The organism is Staphylococcus gallinarum, from assembly GCF_000875895.1.
Classification (GTDB): Bacteria; Bacillota; Bacilli; order Staphylococcales; family Staphylococcaceae; genus Staphylococcus; species Staphylococcus gallinarum.
On sequence record NZ_JXCF01000026.1, the window covers coordinates 165,948 to 188,988 of the forward strand.

22 protein-coding genes are annotated in these 23,041 nt (G+C 33.1%); 17 read left to right on the forward strand and 5 right to left on the reverse strand.

The window, feature by feature from the left end; all coding sequences use genetic code 11:
• The first annotated feature begins 1 nt into the window (after position 1).
• Positions 2 to 1,246, forward strand: a complete 1,245-nt coding sequence (gene fabF / locus SH09_RS11570) for a beta-ketoacyl-ACP synthase II (RefSeq protein WP_042739804.1) — start codon at positions 2 to 4, stop codon at positions 1,244 to 1,246.
• A gap of 46 nt (positions 1,247 to 1,292) precedes the next feature.
• On the opposite strand, the gene SH09_RS11575 is transcribed toward fabF, so the two are convergent.
• Positions 1,293 to 1,667, reverse strand: a complete 375-nt coding sequence (locus tag SH09_RS11575) for a DUF3899 domain-containing protein (RefSeq protein ID WP_042739805.1) — start codon at positions 1,665 to 1,667, stop codon at positions 1,293 to 1,295.
• A gap of 245 nt (positions 1,668 to 1,912) precedes the next feature.
• Between SH09_RS11575 and opp3b the strand changes: the two genes are divergently transcribed.
• Genes opp3b through SH09_RS11600 form a run of 5 tightly spaced genes read left to right on the forward strand, consistent with a single transcriptional unit; the run spans position 1,913 to position 7,614 of the window.
• Entirely contained in the window at positions 1,913 to 2,839 is a 927-nt protein-coding gene (opp3b, locus tag SH09_RS11580; RefSeq protein WP_042739806.1) for an oligopeptide ABC transporter permease, read from the forward strand.
• Positions 2,839 to 3,906: an oligopeptide ABC transporter permease gene (gene opp3C / locus SH09_RS11585; RefSeq protein WP_042739807.1), complete on the forward strand. Its 1,068-nt coding sequence runs from the start codon at positions 2,839 to 2,841 to the stop codon at positions 3,904 to 3,906. Before opp3b ends, opp3C begins: the two co-directional genes overlap by 1 nt.
• Before the next feature lie 17 nt (positions 3,907 to 3,923).
• Positions 3,924 to 5,009, forward strand: coding sequence for an ABC transporter ATP-binding protein (locus tag SH09_RS11590; RefSeq protein ID WP_042739808.1), 1,086 nt, complete (start codon positions 3,924 to 3,926; stop codon positions 5,007 to 5,009).
• The gene (locus tag SH09_RS11595) at positions 4,996 to 5,940 is read left to right on the forward strand and encodes an ABC transporter ATP-binding protein (protein ID WP_042739809.1); all 945 of its coding nucleotides are present in this window, start codon (positions 4,996 to 4,998) and stop codon (positions 5,938 to 5,940) included. Before SH09_RS11590 ends, SH09_RS11595 begins: the two co-directional genes overlap by 14 nt.
• A gap of 18 nt (positions 5,941 to 5,958) precedes the next feature.
• A complete protein-coding gene (locus SH09_RS11600; protein ID WP_042739810.1) occupies positions 5,959 to 7,614 on the forward strand; it encodes a peptide ABC transporter substrate-binding protein in 1,656 nt (551 codons plus the stop codon).
• A gap of 106 nt (positions 7,615 to 7,720) precedes the next feature.
• Here the strand turns inward: SH09_RS11600 and trpS are convergent, their stop codons facing one another.
• Complete coding sequence (gene trpS / locus SH09_RS11605) at positions 7,721 to 8,713, reverse strand: tryptophan--tRNA ligase (protein WP_042739811.1); 993 nt, start codon at positions 8,711 to 8,713, stop codon at positions 7,721 to 7,723.
• Between the two features lie 303 nt (positions 8,714 to 9,016).
• On the opposite strand from trpS, the gene spxA reads away from it, so the two are divergent.
• The 5 genes from spxA (at position 9,017) to SH09_RS11630 (ending at position 14,355) form a co-directional block, all read left to right on the forward strand.
• On the forward strand, positions 9,017 to 9,412 hold the full coding sequence (gene spxA / locus SH09_RS11610) for a transcriptional regulator SpxA (RefSeq protein ID WP_040030144.1): 396 nt from the start codon (positions 9,017 to 9,019) through the stop codon (positions 9,410 to 9,412).
• Positions 9,413 to 9,715: 303 nt separating this feature from the next.
• Positions 9,716 to 10,438 carry an adaptor protein MecA gene (gene mecA / locus SH09_RS11615; protein ID WP_042739812.1) on the forward strand — a complete coding sequence of 241 codons (723 nt, stop codon included), beginning with the start codon at positions 9,716 to 9,718 and terminating at the stop codon, positions 10,436 to 10,438.
• A 126-nt stretch (positions 10,439 to 10,564) separates the two neighbouring features.
• Positions 10,565 to 11,560, forward strand: a complete 996-nt coding sequence (locus tag SH09_RS11620) for a competence protein CoiA (RefSeq protein WP_042739813.1) — start codon at positions 10,565 to 10,567, stop codon at positions 11,558 to 11,560.
• Positions 11,561 to 11,609: 49 nt separating this feature from the next.
• The gene (gene pepF, locus SH09_RS11625; protein WP_042739814.1) at positions 11,610 to 13,418 is read left to right on the forward strand and encodes an oligoendopeptidase F; all 1,809 of its coding nucleotides are present in this window, start codon (positions 11,610 to 11,612) and stop codon (positions 13,416 to 13,418) included.
• Between the two features lie 322 nt (positions 13,419 to 13,740).
• Positions 13,741 to 14,355, forward strand: a complete 615-nt coding sequence (locus SH09_RS11630; protein WP_042739815.1) for an NAD(P)-dependent oxidoreductase — start codon at positions 13,741 to 13,743, stop codon at positions 14,353 to 14,355.
• 530 nt (positions 14,356 to 14,885) lie between these two features.
• Here the strand turns inward: SH09_RS11630 and yjbH are convergent.
• From yjbH to SH09_RS11645, 3 genes are all read right to left on the reverse strand, one after another.
• A complete protein-coding gene (gene yjbH / locus SH09_RS11635; protein ID WP_042739816.1) occupies positions 14,886 to 15,674 on the reverse strand; it encodes a protease adaptor protein YjbH in 789 nt (262 codons plus the stop codon).
• A 17-nt stretch (positions 15,675 to 15,691) separates the two neighbouring features.
• Complete coding sequence (locus SH09_RS11640) at positions 15,692 to 16,063, reverse strand: truncated hemoglobin YjbI (RefSeq protein ID WP_042739817.1); 372 nt, start codon at positions 16,061 to 16,063, stop codon at positions 15,692 to 15,694.
• A gap of 87 nt (positions 16,064 to 16,150) precedes the next feature.
• A complete protein-coding gene (locus SH09_RS11645; RefSeq protein ID WP_042739818.1) occupies positions 16,151 to 16,735 on the reverse strand; it encodes a CYTH domain-containing protein in 585 nt (194 codons plus the stop codon).
• Positions 16,736 to 16,925: 190 nt separating this feature from the next.
• Between SH09_RS11645 and SH09_RS11650 the strand changes: the two genes are divergently transcribed.
• The 6 genes from SH09_RS11650 to SH09_RS11675 are packed head-to-tail and all read left to right on the forward strand — an operon-like array spanning position 16,926 to position 22,869.
• The gene (locus tag SH09_RS11650; protein ID WP_042739819.1) at positions 16,926 to 17,273 is read left to right on the forward strand and encodes a UPF0738 family protein; all 348 of its coding nucleotides are present in this window, start codon (positions 16,926 to 16,928) and stop codon (positions 17,271 to 17,273) included.
• 16 nt (positions 17,274 to 17,289) lie between these two features.
• Positions 17,290 to 17,925 (forward strand): GTP pyrophosphokinase, encoded by a 636-nt coding sequence (locus SH09_RS11655; protein ID WP_042739820.1) that lies wholly within the window; start codon positions 17,290 to 17,292, stop codon positions 17,923 to 17,925.
• Between the two features lie 12 nt (positions 17,926 to 17,937).
• Positions 17,938 to 18,747: an NAD kinase gene (locus tag SH09_RS11660; protein WP_042739821.1), complete on the forward strand. Its 810-nt coding sequence runs from the start codon at positions 17,938 to 17,940 to the stop codon at positions 18,745 to 18,747.
• Entirely contained in the window at positions 18,747 to 19,601 is an 855-nt protein-coding gene (locus SH09_RS11665; protein ID WP_042739822.1) for an RluA family pseudouridine synthase, read from the forward strand. The genes SH09_RS11660 and SH09_RS11665 overlap by 1 nt, the downstream gene beginning before the upstream one ends.
• A gap of 25 nt (positions 19,602 to 19,626) precedes the next feature.
• Positions 19,627 to 21,012: a magnesium transporter gene (mgtE, locus tag SH09_RS11670; protein WP_042739823.1), complete on the forward strand. Its 1,386-nt coding sequence runs from the start codon at positions 19,627 to 19,629 to the stop codon at positions 21,010 to 21,012.
• A 9-nt stretch (positions 21,013 to 21,021) separates the two neighbouring features.
• Entirely contained in the window at positions 21,022 to 22,869 is a 1,848-nt protein-coding gene (locus SH09_RS11675; RefSeq protein ID WP_042739824.1) for a monovalent cation:proton antiporter family protein, read from the forward strand.
• Positions 22,870 to 23,041 lie beyond the last annotated feature (172 nt).

Genomic DNA, 23,041 nt, shown 5'->3' on the forward strand with positions numbered 1-23,041 from the left:
TATGAGCAAAGAACAACGTGTAGTGATTACAGGAGTTGGCGCATTATCACCTCTAGGAAACGATGCAAAAACTAGTTGGGACAATGCGTTAAACGGAGTAAATGGTATTGATACAATTACTAGAATAGATACTAAAGATTACAATGTTCATTTAGCTGGAGAATTAAAAGATTTTAATATAGAAGACCATATTGATAAAAAAGAAGCACGCCGTATGGATAGATTCACACAATATGCAGTTGTAGCAGCTCGTGAAGCAGTCAAAGATGCTAAATTAGATATCAACGAAGACAATGCGAATAACATTGGTGTGTGGATTGGTTCAGGTATTGGTGGCATGGAAACATTTGAAATTGCACATACCCAATTATTAGAACGTGGACCAAGACGTGTTAGCCCATTTTTCGTACCTATGTTAATTGCTGATATGGCAACTGGCCAAGTATCAATAGATTTAGGTGCAAAAGGTCCTAACGGTGCCACAGTTACTGCTTGTGCAACAGGTACAAACTCAATCGGTGATGCATTTAAAATTATCCAACGTGGTGATGCAGACGCTATGATTACAGGTGGTTCTGAAGCTCCAATTGCACATATGGCCATTGCTGGATTTAGCGCTAGTCGTGCATTGTCTACAAACGACGATAAAGAAACTGCATGTCGACCATTCCAAACTGGTAGAGATGGATTTGTTATGGGTGAAGGTGCTGGTATTGTCGTACTTGAATCATTAGAATCGGCACAAGCACGTGGTGCAGAAATTTATGCAGAAGTTGTTGGATATGGTTCAACAGGAGATGCACACCACATTACTGCGCCAGCTCCAGAAGGAGAAGGTGGTGCACGTGCGATGCAAACAGCATTGGATGATGCTGGTATTGAACCTAGTGATATTCAATATATTAACGTACATGGTACAAGTACGCCTGTAGGTGATTTGACTGAAATTCAAGCGATTAAAAATACATTCGGTGAAGCAGCACAATCACTTAAACTAAGTTCAACTAAATCTATGACAGGTCACTTACTTGGTGCCACTGGTGGTATAGAAGCAATCTTCTCTGCATTATCAATCAGAGATAGTAAAGTTGCACCAACAATTCACGCTGAAAGTCCAGATCCAGAATGTGATCTTGATATTGTACCAAACAAAGCAATCGATTTAGATATTACTTATGCAATGAGTAATAGTTTAGGCTTTGGTGGTCATAACGCAGTGTTAATATTCAAAAAGTTTACTGATTAATAAATAATATAAAAGAGGATGTATCCGTTAAAGGATGCATCCTCTTTTATATTGTAAATGCGAGTATAATACTGAGAATAAAATAGATTAAATTAATGATAAAACCGCTAATAACCCACGTTTTAACGATATATTGTTCTCTCTTTACCTGTTTTGGTTTAAAGAATTCATCTTCATCTAATGCTTGTCGTTTCTTTTTATTTGAAAGTTGATATTTTAATCTACGAAAGCCATAACTCGTTGGGTCTAATATACCTTCCTGAACAATTATTAACACAAATAGAATAATGGTTAAGATAGTAGCAATATAAAAAAGTATATTAACAAAATGAGTAAAATGATGTGTACCAAAAAGCCATAAAATGAGTGAAATCAAAGGTGTTAATAGTAACCATATTAGTAAAGTTTGCTTTTGTCTCATTTGATTGCCTCCATTATTTATTAAATTAATTGTAACTTAATAGAACTAAAAAATGAATAATTAAAATTAATTAACCTTTTATATCAAAGGATTAATGGGATTATAAATAGATTTGTTTAACAATTCTTTATTAATGTAAAGCAAAACAATATTGCGCAATAGATGAAGGGAATATATAATAGTTATTAAATATTTCTGAAAATTTAGAAAGAAATGTTTATTCTGTTACTAAAGGGGGATTAGTTATGCTTAAATATGTATTAAAACGATTAGGATACATGGTTTTATCGTTATTCATCATTATCTCGATAACATTTTTCCTAATGAAATTAATGCCAGGATCACCATTTAATGATGAGAAATTAAGTCCTGAACAAAAACACATCTTAAATGAAAAATATGGCTTGAATGATCCGGTACCTGTACAATATGTAAGTTATTTGAAAAATGTCGTTACAGGTGATTTTGGGAACTCGTTCCAATACGATAATCAACCTGTCTGGGAATTGATAAAACCGAGGTTGATTCCATCACTAGAAATGGGACTAACAGCGATGGTTATTGGAGTTATATTAGGACTAATATTGGGAGTTATTGCAGCAGTACGGCAAAATAGTTGGGTTGATTATACAGCAACTGTTATATCAGTAATTGCAGTTTCAGTGCCATCATTTGTACTGGCAGTATTATTACAATATGTATTTTCTGTCAGATTACAATGGTTTCCAGTAGCTGGTTGGGAGGGCATAGATACAGCTGTATTACCTTCATTGGCTCTGTCTGCAGCTGTTTTAGCAACTGTAACAAGATACATAAGGGCGGAAATGATAGAAGTGTTAAGTTCGGATTACATCTTGCTAGCTAGAGCAAAGGGTAATTCAACGATGCGTGTGTTATTTGGACATGCATTACGAAATGCATTAATACCAGTAATCACTATTATAGTACCAATGTTAGCAAGTATCTTAACGGGAACATTAACAATTGAAAATATCTTTGGTGTTCCAGGTCTCGGGGATCAATTTGTGAGATCTATTACAACAAACGACTTTCCTGTGATTATGGCAACTACAATACTATTTAGTACGTTATTCATTGTTTCTATATTCCTTGTAGATATTTTATATGGCATTATTGATCCACGTATTCGTGTACAAGGAGGTAAGAAATAATGGCTGATAAAAGAGATGAAAAATTAAATGGTGATTATTCTAATGCAGTAATGACTCATACATCGGATGCAATTGCAGCTTCTGATTTTGTTGCAGCAAAGCAAGATATTGAAAAAGAACCAGAAATGCAACGTGAAAGTAAAAACTTTTGGCAAGATGCATGGACTCAATTAAAAAGAAATAAACTTGCAATTGTCGGAATGATAGGACTTATTATCATCATTATTCTTGCTTTAATTGGACCTGTCGTTACAAAACATGACTATGCAGAGCAAAATGTTGAAGAACGTAATTTACCTGCAAAAATACCTGTACTTGATAAAATACCATTCTTACCTTTCGATGGTGAGGGCGTTGATGGCAAGAGTGCTTATAAAGAAGCTGGCGCTGATGATAATTATTGGTTTGGGACAGATCAATTAGGCCGCGACTTGTGGTCTAGAACTTGGCAAGGTGCTCAGGTATCATTATTTATTGGTGTTGTAGCAGCATTACTAGATATCTTTATCGGTGTTGTTTATGGTGCGATATCTGGGTTCTTCGGAGGTAGAGTTGATAATATCATGCAACGTATTATTGAAATTATTGCCTCGATTCCAAATTTAATTGTTGTTATTTTATTTGTACTAATATTTGAACCATCTATTTGGACAATTATTCTAGCTATGGCGATTACTGGATGGATAGGCATGAGTCGTGTCGTACGTGGTGAATTTTTAAAATTGAAAAATCAAGAATTTGTAATGGCATCGAGAACATTAGGTGCTTCGAAATTTAAGTTGATATTCAAACATATTCTACCTAATACATTAGGTCCTATCGTAGTTACATCTATGTTCACTGTACCTAATGCAATATTCTTCGAAGCGTTCTTAAGCTTTATCGGTATAGGAGTACCAGCACCTAAAACATCTTTAGGTTCACTTGTGAATGATGGTAGAGCGATGTTATTAATCCATCCACACGAATTATTTATTCCAGCGATAGTATTAAGCTTATTAATATTATTCTTCTATTTATTTAGTGATGGATTACGTGATGCATTTGATCCGAAAATGCGTAGATAATAAAAGGGGGCAACATTATGTCAGAAAGAATATTAGAAGTAAACGATTTGCATGTTTCCTTTGATATCGACGCAGGGGAAGTGCAAGCAGTAAGAGGTGTTGATTTTTATTTGAATAAGGGAGAGACTTTGGCGATTGTAGGTGAGTCTGGATCTGGGAAATCCGTTACCACTAAAGCGATAACAAAGTTATTCCAAGGTGACACTGGCAGAATTAAACAGGGCGAAATCATCTTCTTAGGAGAAGATTTGTCTAAGAAGTCAGAAAAGGAATTAATAAAATTAAGAGGTAGAGATATCTCAATGATATTCCAAGATCCCATGACATCTCTAAATCCAACAATGAAAATTGGCAAACAAGTAATGGAACCATTAATGAAGCATAAAAATTATAGTAAGTCTAAGGCTAAAGAAAGAGCATTAGAAATTCTAAATCTTGTCGGTTTACCAAATGCGGAAAAAAGGTTTAATGCATATCCACATCAATTTTCAGGTGGGCAAAGACAAAGAATCGTCATCGCAACTGCGTTAGCATGTGAGCCCAAAGTATTAATTGCTGACGAACCTACAACAGCATTAGATGTTACGATGCAAGCTCAAATTTTAGATTTAATGAAGAAATTACAAGATAAAATTAGCACATCAATCATCTTTATTACACATGATTTAGGTGTAGTGGCAAATGTTGCTGATAGAGTTGCTGTAATGTATGGTGGCCAAATGATTGAAACAGGAGATGTAGATGAAATATTCTATGATCCTAAGCACCCTTATACATGGGGACTATTATCATCAATGCCAGATTTAACAACTGGTACAGATACAGAGTTATTGGCAATTCCTGGTACACCACCTGATTTACTACATCCACCAATAGGTGATGCTTTTGCTGAACGTAGTACGTATGCGCTAGAAATTGACTTTAAATCACCACCGCCATGGTATCAAGTGTCACCGACGCATTTCGTGAAATCATGGTTGTTAGATGAGCGTGCACCAAAGGTTGAACCACCAGAAATGGTACAAAAACGTTTGAGTAGTATGCCTAATAATTTCGACAAACCTCAACAAGTAGAAAGGGTGTCGTTTAATGAAGCAAAATAATGAAGTGTTATTACAAGTCAAAAACTTAAAACAGTATTTTAACGAAGGTAAACATAATGAAGTGAGAGCTATAGAAAATATTTCCTTTGATATTTATAAAGGTGAAACATTTGGTTTAGTTGGTGAATCTGGGTGTGGAAAATCTACTACGGGTAAAGCGATTATTAAATTAAATGATATTACAGATGGTGAAATCCTATATGAAGGTATCGATATTCAAAAGATTAAAAACCGTAAAGATTCTTTGAAATTTAATAAAAAAATGCAAATGATATTCCAAGATCCATACGCATCTTTAAATCCTAGACTAAAAGTTATGGATATCGTTGCAGAAGGCATAGATATACATAAACTAGCAACGAGTACGAGAGATCGTAAAAAACGTGTATATGATTTATTAGAAACTGTAGGTTTAAGTAAAGAACATGCCAATAGATATCCACATGAATTCTCTGGTGGCCAACGTCAACGCATTGGCATCGCTAGAGCCCTTGCAGTAGAGCCAGAATTTATAATTGCCGATGAACCGATTTCTGCATTAGATGTATCGATTCAGGCACAAGTCGTTAATTTACTATTAAAATTACAAAGAGAAAAAGGGATTACTTTCCTATTTATTGCACATGATTTATCCATGGTGAAATACATTTCGGATAGAATTGCGGTCATGCATTTTGGGAAAATCGTAGAGTTAGGTTCTGCCGATGAAATTTATAATCACCCTATGCATCCTTATACTAAATCGTTACTTTCAGCTGTGCCACAACCAGATCCTGAAAGTGAACGCGTACGAAAAAGAACAGTTTATACGGAAGATTCTGCTAATAATAGTCGAAGAACATTACACGAAATCACACCAAGTCATTACGTGTTTACTACTGAAGATGAAGCAGAAAATCTCAAAAATCAATTTAAGCAGACAATAGTATAGAGGGAAAGGGGGATTTCTATGAAAAGGATAAAATTATTTATTGTACTGTTAGCTTTAACTGTAATCACAGCAGGCTGTAGTAGTGCAGAGGGTGTATATTCTGATAAGGGACAAGTATTTAGAAAGGTGTTACCTCAAGATATTTCATCTCTTGATACGGCTTTAGCTACAGATACAGTGTCATTTGATTTATATAACCAAATTTATGAGGGATTATATACTTTAGATAAAGATGATAAAGCAGTACCTGGTGTTGCCAAATCAATGCCTAAGAAGAGCGATGGTGGCAAAACATTAACTATAAAATTACGAAAAAATGCTAAATGGTCTAATGGAGATCCTGTGACAGCACAAGATTTTGTATATGCATGGCGACGTGTAGTAAATCCAAATACTGCATCTGAATATGCATACATAATGTATGATATTAAAAATGCTGAAGAAATCAATATGGGTAAAAAGAAAGTTGATCAACTAGGGGTTAAAGCACTAGATGATTATACGTTACAAGTGAAGTTAACAAAACCTATTCCGTATATTAATGAAATGCTAGCCTTCGCTACATTTATGCCTCAAAATGAAAAAATAGTAAAAAAATACGGTGAACAGTATGGTACAACAGCACAAAAAACAGTATATAATGGACCATTTAAATTGAATGATTGGAAAGTCGAAGATAAACTTCAACTTTCTAAGAATAAAGACTATTGGGATAAAAAGGCAGTTCATTTAGATCGTGTGAATTATAAGGTGTTGAAAGACCAACAAGCCGGAGCTTCGTTATTTGATACTGGTTCAGTAGATGATACTGTTATTACAGCTGACCAAGTAGATAAATATAAGGATAATCCAGGTTTGAAAAAACGTTTGTTGGCAAGTACATTCTATATTAAATTAAACCAAAAAAATGTACCGGAATTTAAAAATAAAAACTTACGTCTTGCAATTTCACAAGCTATTGATAAAGAAGGATATGTTAACTCAGTGAAAAATAATGGTTCTACGGGTATGGATGGCTTTACATCTAAGATGACAGCTAAAACACCTGATGGTAAAGACTTCTCAGAAACTATAGATTCACCACTGACATACAATCCTAAGTCAGCAAAAGCACACTTAGAAAAGGCTAAAAAGGAGCTTGGTGTGAATCAAGTTACATTCACGATGAATACTGAAGATACGGCAGATGCAAAAGTATCAGCAGAGTTCATCAAATCACAGGTAGAAAAGAATTTGCCTGGTGTTACATTGAAAATCAAACAACTTCCTTTTAAACAAAGAATTAACCAAGAACATGCAGAAACATTTGAAGCATCATTATCTGGTTGGGGACCGGATTATCCAGACCCATTAACATATTTAAGTATTATGACAACAGGTAATGCATCAAACAACACTGGTTGGGGTAACAAAGAATACGATAAATTAGTTAAAGATGCTAATGGCAAATTATTGACTAAACCTGACGAACGTAATGCAGCAATGAAAAAAGCTGAGGAATTAATGTTAAGTGATGCACCAGTTGCACCCATTTATCAAAAAGGTGAAGCACACTTAACAAACCCTCAAGTTAAAGGACTGATATATCACCAAATTGGTGGAGATACAACATTGAAACATGTGAAAATAGACAAATCCATCGATAGAGAAACTGGAAAGAAGAAAGACAAATAATTTAAATTTAATGACCTAACCTTTACTCAAGGTTAGGTCGTTTTTGAAACTGAAAAAAAACTGTCACCAAACATCACCGTTTGTTAACAGTTTTTATAAATAATATTTATCTTTTGCGTCCAAGACCCATAGCTTTTTCCATTTTTTTCAATGTTTTAAATGAAACTTTTTGAGCTTTGTCGCGACCTTTATCTAAAATATCATCTAACTCTGAAGAATTGAAGTAGCCTTCGTATTTTTCTTGGAAGTCTGTTAAGAATGTTTTAACGATTTCAGCAAGGTCTGTTTTAAATACACCATAATTAGATTCTTTATATTTTTCAACGAGTGCATCTATTGATTCGTCAGTTAAGCTTGAATAAATAGATAATAAGTTTGAGATACCTGGTTTATTTTCTCTATCGAATTTAATAACGCCATCAGAATCAGTTACAGCACTTTTTATTTTCTTAGCTGCCACGTTTGGTTCATCTAATAATGAGATAAAGTTTTTTTGATTGTCATCGCTTTTACTCATTTTTTTAGTAGGATCTTGTAAACTCATCACACGTCCGCCAACTTTTGGCATTCTTATTTCTGGTTTCACTAAAATATCATTATAACGTGAATTGAAACGATCAACTAAGTTACGAGTTAACTCTAAATGTTGCTTCTGATCATCTCCTACTGGAACGATATTTGTATTGTAAATCACGATGTCTGCTGCCATTAAAGGAGGATATGTTAGTAATCCTGCTGGAACACCTTCAGATGATTGTTTCGCTGATTTATCTTTGAACTGTGTCATGCGTTCTAATTCGCCAATTGAAGATATCGTCGTTAACATCCAACTTGCTTGAACGTGTGCAGGAACCTCAGATTGTATAAATAATGTAGATTTATCTGGGTCTATGCCTGCAGCTAAATATATTGCTGCAAGTTGTCGTGTTTGTTTACGCAATTTTAAGCGGTCTTGTGGCATTGTGATTGCGTGTTGATCGACGATGCAAAAGAAACAATCGTAATCGTCTTGGACTTCACGAAATTGTTTCAATGCACCAATGTAATTACCAAGTGTTGGAATTCCGCTTGGCTGGATACCTGAAAATAATGTTTCCATTTTATGATGCCTACTTTCTAAATTATTATTTTATGCATATTACGTATAGTATAACAGTATTTCTTTCATTTGTAAGTTATGTTAGACTAAACATATATCAATATTTTTAACAAAAAATTGAACAAGAATTGCTTAGTTATGAAAAAAAATTTAAATAATTAAGAAATTCTCATTTAATTTTAATGTTAGAAGGGTATACTGTGTATTGTAAGGTTAGGAAGAGGAAGATACTTAGTATTTCTTAATCATATAAATAATGAAATCAAATGAATTTTATTCATGAAAAATAGGAGAGTGAGATGTATGGTAACATTATTTACTTCACCAAGTTGCACATCTTGCCGTAAAGCGAAAGCATGGTTACAAGAACATGACATTCCGTATACGGAGCGTAACATTTTTTCAGAACACTTAACAATTGACGAAATCAAACAAATTTTAAAAATGACTGAAGATGGAACAGACGAAATCATTTCTACACGTTCTAAGACTTATCAAAAATTAAATGTAGATATTGATGCATTACCACTTCAAGACTTATATTCTATTATACAAGACAATCCAGGTTTATTACGCCGTCCAATCATTTTAGATGACAAGCGTTTACAAGTTGGATATAACGAAGATGAAATTAGACGTTTTTTACCTAGAAAAGTGCGTACGTTCCAATTACAAGAAGCGCAACGTATGGTTGACTAATCAACACATAACAAATCAAAGATTGAGCCATAAAGTAGCATTGCATAGTGTTGCTTTATGGTTTCTTTTTTGTACCATAACAGATAACTACCGTACTAGGTCAACTCATCTGATTTTCAATTGTTTTATGCGTTATAATTATAGTTTAAAGCGTGCTGTTTTTTTGGCTTATGTCAGGGTATATGTTAATATAAGTAACCGGATAGAAAAAGGTGAAATTTAATCAAACAAAAGAATTGTAATTTTTTATATATTCTAATACAATAATGAGTACTATTCATCGACTGTAAGGAGTGAGATGATATGAGAATAGAGCGAGTTGACGATACTACTGTTAAATTATTTATAACATATAGTGATATTGAAGCAAGAGGATTTAAGCGTGAAGATTTATGGACAAATCGTAAGCGTGGGGAAGAATTCTTTTGGAATATGATGGAAGAAATAAATGAAGAAGAAGATTTTGTCGTTGAAGGCCCACTTTGGATTCAAGTGCATGCGTTTGAAAAGGGCGTAGAAGTTACAATTTCTAAATCTAAGAATGAAGACTTGGTTAATATGTCAGATGACGATGATGAAAATGAACAATTTGATTATCAAGTTAATGAATTATTATCACAAACATTTGAACAAGATGATAGCTTAGAAGAGCTATTCGATCAAAGACAACAACAAAAGACTAATGAGCAACCTAAAGGTCGTAAAGAACGCAAACCACAAGATGTTCGCACTGTTATTGTTAAGTTTGATGATTTAGAAGAAGTAATCGAATTTGCTTACCATAATGATCCTAAGACAGACGAATTTGAAGATTTATTATATAGTTTTAACAATGTTTATTACTATGCTGTTCATTTTGATGCAACAGTGGATCAAGAAACAATTAATGATAGTTATAGTCAATTACTTGAATTCGCATATCCAACAGATAAGACAGAAGTTTATCTAAATGACTATGCAAAAATTATTATGAGCCATAATGTTGCAGCACAAGTTCGTCGATATTTCCCAAGCACATCAGAATAAAGCAAGCTTTAATGAAAGCATCAATAGATAGACCTATCGAAGTATTACTTTGATAGGTTTTTTTAATTTTTTATATAAAAAGAGTAATAATCCTTTCTACAACGTGTATATTTATGAGGTGAGAAAATGATATATGCAATTGATCAATTACACCAACTCATTGATGCACGTAGGGCCAACAGACAGTTTACTTATTGGTGTCCACATTGTTCACATAAAGTATATTTGCGCGATGGGACAAAAAAGATTGCACATTTCGCACATTATAAACAGGATGACGCATATTGTAATAAAGGTGAAGGTGCTGAACATTACTTATTAAAATATAAACTAGCAGAATATTATAAAGTTTACGGATATGCGGTAAGTATTGAACCTTATATTAAATCGGCATTGCAGTATCCTGATATCGTAGTTGAACAAAGATATGCCATTGAAATTCAATTTTCTCAAATTAATTGTGATTTCGTGTTGAAAAGAACAAATGGTCTAACATTAAATAATTTAAATGTAGTATGGATTATAAAGAATCCTAATTATAATAAACGTAAATATTTATTGTTCTTGACTCGTTTTCAACGGGCATTTATTAATCCACGTAATAGAACATTGTTTGCTTGGGACTGGGTAAATCAGAAATTATTGTTGTATTATAATATTCAATTTTTAGGTGGTAAGTCATTTAGGGCGCAATGTAAGGTGATTTCGCCCGTTGAAATTATTTTAACAAATCAAATTTCAGAAGATATAAAGTTATATAAGTTGAGCTATAGCAAAGTAAAGCAATACATAAACCAGTGTCAGCATCGTCACTCAGTGTTAGAACCAACATTAAGCGTCATTTACAATTTAAGATTACAAATCAATGATGTGTGTAATTGCTTTGGTTTGATATTCAAGGAGCAGTTATTTATTCAATCACATCCAGTTTATTGGCAGTTACAACTGTATTATTTATTCTATACAGGGACTTATACTTTAGACAGCTTTAAAGAATTACTCAAATTTAATACATTTTATTTAAATGATATGAATCAAACAGAGATTGTACAATCAATTGTAAATCAATTTAAATTATATTATCGTATTTTCAATTGTAATAACGTGCAAAAAAACCGCTGAAATGAGAAAATTAAAGATAAGGAATTATATAGGAGGTTTACAGCATATTATGAGTCAACAATTAACAAGAGAAGAACAAGAACGTAAATATCCAGAATATACATGGGATTTATCAACTATATTTGAAAATGACGAAGCATTTGAAGCTGCCTTTAAGGAAGTAGAAGGTGAATTAGGTAAAGAGGAACAGTTTAAAGGACACTTAGGTGATAGTTCTGAAAAGCTATACCATGCCTTAGCTTTAGAAGATGAACTTGGTTCTAAACTTGAAAAAATTTATGTTTATGCGCATCTAAAGCAGGATCAAGATACAGCAAATGATAAATATAAAGGACTTGAATCACGTGCATATCAACTGATTATCAAATTTAGTTCTAGTTGGAGCTTTTTAATACCTGAAATTTTACAAATTGACGAATCTACCATTCAAGAATTTGTAGATTCAAATGAAGCATTGAAACGATATGCATTTGATCTTAAATTGATTAACGAAAAGCGTCCACATGTATTGAGTGCAGATAAGGAAAAATTATTAACAGAAGCACAAGATGCCTTATCTACTGCGGATAATGTTTATGGTATGTTTAGCAATGCAGATTTAGAGTTTGAAGATGCAATTGATAAAGACGGTAATGCACATTCATTAACACAAGGCACATTTATTAAATGTTTAGAATCAGATGACCGTGTATTACGTAAATCAGCATTTGAAAATTTATATAAAGCATACGGTGCATTTAATAATACATTAGGTTCAACATTAGCTGGTGAAGTTAAGAAAAATGTATTTAACGCAAGATCACACAATTATAAAAGTGCTCGTGAAGCAGCACTAAGTTCTAATCATATACCAGAAACTGTTTATGATAACCTTATTAAAACAGTTCATGATTATTTACCATTACTACATCGTTACACAGAGTTACGTAAGTCACTATTGGGATTAGATGATATGAAAATGTATGATTTATATACACCATTAGTTAAAGATGTAAAATTTGAAATGCCATACGAAGAAGCAAAAGATTGGATGATTAAGGCACTACAACCAATGGGTGAAGAGTATATGAAGGTCGTCGAAGAAGGCTTGAATAATCGTTGGGTAGATGTATTTGAGAATAAAGGTAAACGCTCTGGTGGCTATTCATCTGGTGCGCATTTAACAAACCCATTTATCTTATTAAATTGGTCTGATACAGTATCTGATTTATATACTTTAGTACATGAATTTGGCCATTCTGCACATAGTTATTTCAGTAGAAAGCACCAACCTTCAAATTCAAGTGATTACACTATCTTTGTGGCTGAGGTTGCATCTACATGTAATGAAGCTCTATTAAGTCATTATATGGATCAACATTTAGATGATGATAGACGTTTGTTATTACTAAATCAAGAATTAGAACGCTTTAGAGCAACATTATTCAGACAAACAATGTTTGCAGAATTTGAACATAAGATTCACCAAATTGAAGAAGCAGGTGAACCATTAACTGCTAATAGAATGAATGAAGAATATGCTAAATTAAATAAGCAATATTTCGGTGATTCTGTTGAAACGGATGAAAACATTAGCAAAGAATGGTCTAGAATTCCTCACTTCTATATGAATTATTATGTTTATCAATATGCTACAGGTTATAGTGCAGCACAAAGTTTGAGTCATCAAATTTTGACTGAAGGTCAACCAGCTGTAGAACGTTATATTAATGAATTCTTGAAAAAAGGTAGTTCAAATTATCCTATTGAAATATTAAAAAATGCTGGTGTGGACATGACAACTCCTGAACCAATTGAGCAAGCATGTAAAGTATTTGAAGAGAAATTGGATGCATTTGAAAAGCTTATGAAAGCTTAGTATGAATGAATTCGTTTTCAATATGACAAGTTTGTGACAAAGTGCATTTATTTAATTTAAATGCTTGAAAGGGTCATTTGACCGTGTTATATTATAAACATGAAATTAATCACATAACAAACATACCCCTTTGTTAGAAGTGAAAAAATTTCTCCCATCCCCTTTGTTTAGCGCCGTGTAATCAGACACGGCGTTTTTTTTTATGCTCTTTTTTAAATAATATCTCACTTGTATTTCACAGGAACATATATTTGACATCATAAAGAGAAGTAACTATAATTAACTTGTATCTAAAATTAATACATGTAGGAGTTGGTTAATTATGAAAATAGCAGTCGTAGCAGCGAATGGTAAAGCAGGTAAATTAATAACAAATGAAGCGGTAGAAAGAGGGCTTGACGTAACAGCCATAGTGCGTAGTGAAAATAAAACAAAAGCCACACAAGTCATTCAAAAAGATTTATTCGATTTAACAAAAGAGGATATTGCAGAATTTGATGTAATTATTGATGCATTTGGTCAACCAGATCAGGATAAATTGGATCAGCATAGTAAATCATTAGCATTATTAAGTGACTTAGTGAGTCATAGTGACCAACGTTTGTTGATTATTGGAGGAGCAGGAAGTTTATTTGTGGATGAAGCACACACTATGCGATTAGTAGATTCACCTGATTTCCCAGAAATGTTTAAGAAAACTGCATTGGCACAAACTAAAACATTAAATGAAATACAAGAACGCAATGACGTATTATGGACATTTATTAGCCCAGCACCTGATTTTCAAGTTGATGGTGAAAGAACTGGTGAATATCAAATTAGTGATGATGAAGTAATTGGTACTAGTGTAAGTTATGCTGATTATGCAATTGCAATGGTTGATGAGGCAATAGAAGGTAATCATATTCAAAAAAGATTTGCTGTATTTAGTAAGTAGTAATCAAAATAATTTGCTTTAGCAGTAGTTGTAAGTAAATATTTAATTAAAGTTAGTAATATAAATAGTTTCATCTTGAGTAATATTAGAAAATGCAATTCCATAGGTATTATATATAAATGGTAATAATTTATAACAAAAATAGAGTGTTTTCGACATCAAACCAAATCATACAAAAGAGAGCTAATCCTTGAAGGATTAGCTCTTTTTTATATATAAAATCATAAATTCTGGCTGAGTATTTGAGTGCATTCTATAATGTTTTAGAGTTGTATATTGGTGAGACACTTGTTGAAGTTATGCCAGTCGATGACAAAGGGTGAGACAGCATTCTTAGAAAACGAGTCAATCATACTAAAGTATTGAAAATAGCTATTCATATAAATAGAATTCATGCATCTAAGTAATAGTTATGTTGAATTTAAGGGCCTTAAGTTCTATAACAAAAAATAGCTATGAAAATATCTATCATAATAGATTTCTTCATAGCTAAGTTTAATATGTTTTTTATCAAACATAAAAAGCGTGTTTCAAATTTTTGATCTCCAAAATTTGCCCTCTGGAGATTGCAATTTTTCAATTTTTTGTTGCAATGCTAATTTTTTAAGTTCTTTATTCATCAGTTTTTCAGGCCACTCATAAATAGTTAATAATTCCTCTTTAGTTACTAATTGTTGTTGTTTGATGTAATCTTCTAAACTTGGTGGTAATTCTTTTTCAATTGTAGTACCAATGAGTTCATTTATGATATACGTATAAATGTGATACGGATATAGACCTTCAACTTTCAAACCTTCTTCATGTACATCTTCATTAAAGAATACAAGAGTAGGCGCTTCTTCGATATCCATTTCTCTAGCAATATGCAAATCAACTTGTAAGCTTTCTTTAAGACAACTATTGTGTAAGTCTTCCTTGAATACCTCATAGTCGAGGCCGGCATTGGTAATGCAATTATTAACCATAGATTCTGTGATGATGTCTCGCTTAGGGATGATTTCATTTTGTACAAGATGAATAAAGCGTTCTGCACGTAATCTACCTTGTAATTCGGCAGCTTTATAAGATAGTGCAATATTGTCTAAGTCTGATGTACTTTGTGCTTGGCACTTTGTCAAAACACGTAATGAAGGGTTAAGTATATGCCTAATGCTGACATATTGCTTATATTCAATTCTCAGTTTTGAGAGTATTGCAGATAGTTTAAAACATTCTTTACTAAATGGATCGAAAAATGAATAAATTTCTATTTTACTCACAGGTGAAAGATTTGCATCTTCACGACTATTAGCATGTATCAATTTTAGTTCTTCAGTCATGTTTTTTTCACCTACAATTAAATTTCGGAATTTACCATATGGTTTGCTGTTAAACGTAATCTTTCAAATAAATAATCTCCGACACCTGCTGGCAATTGTGCATGTTGTATTGCACTATACATATTTTCGAGCCAAGCGTCACGCTCATAATTTGAAATTTTAAAATCTAAATGACGTCTTTTTAACATAGGGTGACCATGTTCTTCTGAATATAATGGCGGTCCACCTAAAAACTGCGTCAAAAACTGCTTTTGCTTTCGACTTGTTTCACTAAAATCTCCCGGAAAAAGATGATTAATTCTATCATCCTTTTCTACGAGTGAATAAAAGTAATCAATCATGTTATATAAGGCATCTTGTCCTATAATTTCATAAGGTGTTTGCGTCATATTATCACCATGTTCTCTTAATATAATACTAATATAACATGAATATTTACATTTGGAAGTAATTCGACTTTTAGGCAATTGTGTTGACTATTCTTCGTTGAGTTTTGCTTTGCGTGAGAAGAATCTTTGGACTTTATTATCAGGTGTTTGGTGTTGGATACTGAATTGTTCTAACAATGATTTGAAGTTCTGTAGTCCTTGATTATAATCGCTCACTTCATATTCCAATTCATAATCCTCTTGGTCTAAATAGCTACTGTGATCAAGTACAAGTAAATTATCTGACACCTTACTTTCAACACGATTCGTTGTAAGTGCTCCTAAGATAGTTAATTCATCTAATGTTATATCCATCTGTTTAAGTTGCTCTATAATGTCTGGTGGTATTGTATCTGGAGTTATAACTTTATCTAGCTGTGGGACAATAGAGGTCTCAAAGTTATACTCCATTAAACCAACTTCTGCTGGGACCTTTAAAGTCATTTCATTATAATCGGCTTTAACACGAATTCTTAAGGCAGATTTATGTGCTTTTAATTGGAAATCTGGGGTATCAATATAATAATTCGTTTGGCTAAAAGGAATAATTCCTTTAAAATACGTGTCGTAAATTTGTTGATATTCTGTTTGCGACAAAAGTTGTTTAAATTCAATTTCATTATTCGTTGACAATATATACACTCCTAAGTTTAGGCAATTAATGTATTAATTTTAAACTACAGAGCGAATAATTTAAATTGAAGTGCATTATTTTGAAAAATAATTTAATAGCGAACATCGGTTGATGATATTTGAGTAGTCATGTAACGTGTTATGTAACTTCAAATTATGTTAAAATAGTGGGGAATAAGGAGGAACAAGCATGCGTATATATGTAAATGAGATTAAAGTAACAGAGGATAGTATAAATTGTTATACAGTAGCGTCAACAGAAGGTTTACAGGAAGCTGGACAAATGCTTGTTGACAGTGATAATTATAGTTTTGCGTATATTTTAGATGATGGGCAATCGTATTCCTATCTAATCTTTGTACAAGAAACTTGGTCGATGTTACATGAAAATAAGGGTAAAAAGATTATAGTTAATGATGATTTAGAATTAGAACATTTCGAAAGAGAATTCAATTACATATTGGATAATATCCAAGGTAATTCAAATTATGGTAAGGAGTTTGTTTCCGTTGTTGAAGAGACTTTCGAATTAGAGTGAAGCGGAGTGAGGCACAATGAATCAATGGGATCAATTTTTGTCGCCCTATAAACAAGCAGTCGATGAATTGAAAGTGAAACTAAAGGGCCTTAGAAAACAATATGAGGTTGATGATAATGCATCGCCAATTGAATTTGTCACAGGTAGAGTCAAACCAATGACAAGTATCATTGATAAAGCAAATAAACGTGGCATTCCTTTTGATCGATTGCATGAGGAAATGTATGACATTGCTGGTTTGCGCTTAATGTGCCAATTTGTCGATGACATTGATGTCGTAGTCAATTTATTGAGACAACGACAAGACTTTAAAGTTGTAGAAGAGCGTGATTACATTAGTAATACAAAGCAAAGTGGTTATCGTTCATTTCATGTCATAATTGAATATCCGATTGAAACTTTACAAGGGGAGAAAAAGATTTTAGCGGAAATTCAAATTAGAACGTTGGCGATGAATTTTTGGGCAACGATAGAACATACCTTGCGTTACAAATATGATGGTGATTATCCACCTGAAATCCAACATCGATTAGAGAGAGCAGCCGAGGCAGCATTTTTACTAGATGAAGAAATGTCAGAAATCAAAGAAGAAATTCAAGAAGCGCAAAAATATTATTCTAAAAAGCGCGCAAAAAAGCAAAATGATAACTAGAGAGGTGCAATCTTGCGATATACAATTTTATCTAAAGGTGATTCGAAATCAAATGCATTAAAGCATAAAATGATTAATCATATGAAAGATTTCCAAATGGTTGAAGATCCAGATAATCCTGAAATTGTTATTTCAGTTGGTGGTGATGGGACTTTACTTCAAGCATTCCATCAATATAGCCATATGTTGTCTCGATGTGCCTTTGTCGGTGTACATACTGGACATTTAGGCTTTTACGCTGATTGGCTTCCTCACGAGGTTGAAAAGTTAATCATAGAAATAAACAATTCTGAATTCCAAGTGATAGAATATCCATTGCTCGAGATTATCGTACGTTATAATGATAACGGATATGAAACACGTTATTTAGCATTGAATGAAGCAACGATGAAGACTGAAAATGGCTCTACTTTAGTTGTAGACGTTAATATACGTGGTAATCAATTTGAACGCTTTAGAGGTGATGGTTTATGTGTGTCAACGCCATCAGGTTCAACAGCTTATAACAAAGCTTTAGGTGGTGCATTAATCCACCCATCATTAGAAGCAATGCAAATTGCCGAAATTGCTTCTATTAACAATAGAGTGTTTAGAACAGTAGGTTCACCTTTAGTATTGCCAAAGCATCATACTTGTTTAATTACACCAGTTAATCACGATACAATATTGACGTCTATTGATCATGTGAGTATCAAACATAAAAATGTAAATGCAATACAATTTCGAGTTGCTAATGAAAAGGTAAGATTTGCAAGATTTAGACCTTTCCCATTCTGGAAAAGGGTTCATGATTCATTTATTTCTAGTGGAGAAGATGAATAATGGAATTTAACTTTCATATTCGTCATCACGAAACAGTTAAAGCTTTTTTACAAAATAATGATTTTTCAAAGAAAAGTATAAGCGCCATTAAACGTAATGGCGCTTTATTAGTTAATGGACAACCAGTAACCGTTAGACACAAACTCTTGGAAGGTGATAGCTTATGCATTCAATTACCCAAAGAGCAACCTAGTGGTAATTTAGTGCCTTATGATAAAGCACTTACTGTTTTGTATGAAGACGAATATTTGCTTATTGTATCTAAACCAACAGAGCAAAATTGTGCGCCTTCTAGAGACCATAAACATAAAAGTTTGGTAGAACAAGTGTTGAGCTATTTTCAACAACATTCCCTCGAGTTAACACCACATATAGTCACACGTTTAGACCGAAATACCTCAGGCATTGTAATTATTGCTAAACACGGTTATATTCATCATTTAATGTCGCAAACGTCTATAGATAAACGATATATTTGTGTTTGTCATGGGAAAGTGAAACAACAGAGCATGATAGAAGCGCCCATTGCGAGGCACCCAGATAGTATCATTCAACGTCATGTTCATGATTCTGGAAAGTATGCACAAACAATGTTTCAAAGATTAAAGGTTAAATCACAATATAGCTTATGTGAGGTCCAATTGTTAACTGGTAGAACGCACCAAATTCGTGTTCATTTTCAATATATAGGACACCCGTTAGTCGGTGATGATTTGTATGGTGGAAAACAGGATATATATAATCATCAATTATTGGGATGTAAAAAAGTTTCGTTTATACATCCAATAACAAACCAAAAAATTGAAGTAATTGATCAATATGACACAATAGAAACAAAATTTAATATGCTATAATTTAATCATTCATGGAGGTGTGAATATGGCAAATGAAAGAGATTCAATCACTTTAGAGGACGAACAGGTATATGATAAAGATTTACTCGATCGATTACTACATGAGAATCAGATTGACGCGTTTAGAGAAGAATTTTTATCAATGCACAACTATGAACAAAGTGAATATTTTGAAGACAGTGATGATGATATTCGTCAACGAATCTATGAAGTATTATCGCCAGAAGAGGTTGCAGATTTCTTCGAACAACTAGAAATTGATGAAGAAGATTATGAGGCATTGTTTGATACGATGGATGCTACATATGCGAGTAAAGTGTTAGAGGATATGTCATATGATAACGCCGTTGATATTATGAACCAATTGTCTAAGCAAAAGGTCGTCAGTTTACTGACATTGATGAATCGTGAGGACGCTAAGGAAATCAAAGCGTTATTACATTATGAAGAAGATACTGCCGGTGGTATCATGACTACCGAGTATATTTCGCTTAAAGCAACAATGCCAGTAAAGGAAGCATTGATGCATGTTAAAGAACAAGCTCCAGATGCTGAAACAATTTACGTTATATTTACTGTCAATGATGATAAACAATTAGCAGGTGTGTTATCACTGAGAGATTTGATTGTTGCAGAAAATGATGCTTATATCGAAGACATTATGAGTGAACGTGTCATTAGTGCTAATGCTGCCGACGACCAAGAGGATGTAGCACAGAAGATGCGAGACTATGACTTTATCGCAATGCCAGTTGTCGACTATCAAGATCATTTGTTAGGGATTATCACTATCGATGATATCTTAGACGTTATGGATGAAGAAGCAAGTGAAGACTACTCTCGTTTAGCCGGTGTATCAGATGTCGATGCGACAAATGATTCTATTTTGAAAACAGCAACGAAACGTTTGCCGTGGTTAATCATCTTGACGTTCTTAGGCATGATTACAGCAACAATATTAGGTTCATTTGAAGATACATTAGCGAAGGTTGCATTACTAGCAGCATTTATTCCTATTATTAGCGGGATGTCAGGGAATTCAGGGACACAATCATTAGCCGTATCAGTACGTAATATTTCAACAGGTGAAATTGATGAGGAAAGTAAATTTAAGGTTGCTTTACGTGAAGCAGGGAGTGGCTTTTTAAGTGGCTTGGTTTGTGCAATATTACTCTGTATTATCATTGTGATTATTTATGGACAACCAATTTTAGCAATAATTGTCGGATCAAGCTTGACAATTGCAATGACAGTAGGTACATTAGTTGGTTCAATGATTCCTTTAGTAATGAATAAATTGAAGATAGATCCAGCCGTTGCTAGTGGACCATTTATAACAACAATTAATGATATTGTTAGTATGTTAATCTATTTTGGATTAGCTACATCATTTATGTCTTATTTAACATAGGGGGGTTATATGGAATTCGTATCACTTGTTGTAGTAGTTTTAGCAGCATTTTTAACACCTATTTTAGTAAATCGACTTAGAATTACATTTATACCCGTCGTCGTTGCAGAAATATTAATGGGTATCGTTATTGGTCACTCATTTTTAAATTTAGTAGAACGTGACGAAATGCTAAATATATTATCAACATTAGGATTTATATTTTTAATGTTTTTAAGTGGATTGGAAATAGATTTTAAAGCTTTTAAAAAGGATAAAAGTGGAGAACAGCAAGAAGAAGGAACACGCAAAAAGAAAGAACCGGGGCATTTACAATTAGCACTTGTAGTATTTATGTTTATCATGATTATTTCAATTGTTTTTGCATACATGTTTAAATGGTTTGGATTGATTGATGATGTCTTATTAATGGTCATCATTATTTCAACGATATCACTTGGCGTGGTAGTTCCAACATTAAAAGAAATGAATATCATGAGAACGACAATTGGACAATTTATTTTGCTCGTTGCAGTCTTAGCAGATTTAGTAACCATGATATTACTTACAGCCTATGGTACCTTACATGCGTCTGGTAGCACTTCACTTTGGTTAATAGGTAGCTTGGTTGTATTTACAATTATCTTTTACTTATTGGGTGGTATCTTTAAGAAGGCCCAATTCTTGCAAAAATTAATGGACGGTACGACACAAATTGGTATACGTGCAGTGTTTGCATTGATCATTATGCTTGTAGCATTAGCAGAAGGTGTTGGCGCAGAAAACATTCTTGGTGCATTTCTTGCAGGTGTCGTCGTATCACTATTAGGACCTGATGAAGATATGGTTGAAAAGCTAGATTCATTTGGTTATGGTTTCTTTATTCCTATATTCTTTATCATGGTCGGGGTTGATTTAAATATCCCAAGTTTAATCAAAGAACCGTCATTATTATTAATTATTCCATTTTTAATAATTGCGTTCTTAATTTCTAAGCTGATTCCAGTATTTTATATACGTAGATGGTTTGATATGAAGACGACAATTTCATCTGCCTTCTTACTCACATCTACGTTATCATTGGTTATTGCATCTGCTAAAATTGCAGAACAACTAGGAACAATTTCTCCTGAAATTTCAGGTATTTTAATACTAAGTGCAGTAATTACATGTGTATTTGTGCCAATAGTATTTAAAAAGATGTTCCCAATACCAGATGAAGCGACAAGACAAATTGAAGTGAGCTTAATCGGTAAGAACCAACTGACGATTCCAATTGCTCAAAATTTATCATCACAGCTATATCAAGTTTCGCTTTATTATAGAAACGACCTTAGCGATAAGCGTAAACTATCTGATGCAATATCTATGATAGAAATTGCAGATTATGAGGAAGAATTATTAGAGCGACTAGGTCTATTCTCTCGTAATATCGTTGTTTGTTCGACAAATGATGATGCCATTAACCGTAAAGTAGCATTAATGGCTAAAGCGAAAGGTGTCAAACGTGTAATTTGTCGTCTAGAGTCAAGTTCTGAAGATGAAACATTACAGAAACAAGGTATCGAAGTCTTTAGTAGTTATATGAGTAATAAGATTCTCTTAAAAGGTTTAATTGAAACGCCTAACATGCTTAATCTCTTAAGTAATGTTGAGACATCATTATATGAAATTGCCATGTTAAATCATCAATACGATCAAATTCAATTACGTAATTTCCCATTCGATGGCGATATTATCTTCGTGCGCATTATACGTAACAATGAATCAATTGTTCCACATGGAGATACTCAATTACGTTATAGAGATAGATTAATCGTTACAGGTTCTAAAGAATATGTAGATGAATTGAAACGAGAATTAGAATTATATTACTAATGATAGAAGACAATGGTCTAAAGCAATTGCTTTAGGTCATTGTTTTTTTATGTGGTGAAATAATTTAAGTATATCTAAGCACAATGTTAGTAAAATAAATTGTTCAAATAATATAACCAATGTTAAAATAAAGAGTATTGAAATTGGTATCGAGTGGGCACCATTATTCATT